The organism is Psychrobacillus sp. PGGUH221 (genome assembly GCF_042055255.1).
Lineage (GTDB): Bacteria > Bacillota > Bacilli > Bacillales_A > Planococcaceae > Psychrobacillus.
In genome coordinates, this window is record NZ_JAQMHQ010000040.1 from 1 (window position 1) to 434 (window position 434).

Below are 434 nucleotides of genomic sequence, written 5' to 3' on the forward strand. Positions count from 1 at the left end.
AGCTCGTCGCAGAAAATCAAGATCTTTTGCTCCTGCGCAAGCTCGTCGCAGAAAATCAAGATCTTTTGCTCCTGCGCAAGCTCGTCGCAGAAAATCAAGATCTTTTGCTCCTGCGCAAGCTCGTCGCAGAAAATCAAGATCTTTTGCTCCTGCGCGGAGCTCGTCGCAGAAAATCAAGATCTTTTGCTCCTGCGCGGAGCTCGTCGCAGAACTTCAAAAGACTTTGCTCCTGCGCGGAGCTCGTCGCAGAACTTCAAAAGACTTTGCTCCTGCGCGGAGCTCGTCGCAGAAAATCAAGATCTTTTGCTCCTGCGCAAGCTCGTCGCAGAAAATCAAGATCTTTTGCTCCTGCGCAAGCTCGTCGCAGAAAATCAAGATCTTTTGCTCCTGCGCAAGCTCGTCGCAGAAAATCAAGATCTTTTGCTCCTGCGCAA

General features: G+C 50.5%; 1 protein-coding gene. It reads right to left on the reverse strand.

Going from position 1 to position 434, the window contains the following annotated elements:
* Positions 1–213: 213 nt before the first annotated feature.
* On the reverse strand, positions 214–434 hold a 221-nt coding region (locus PGC35_RS22105; protein WP_375220730.1), incomplete at its 5' end, for a hypothetical protein.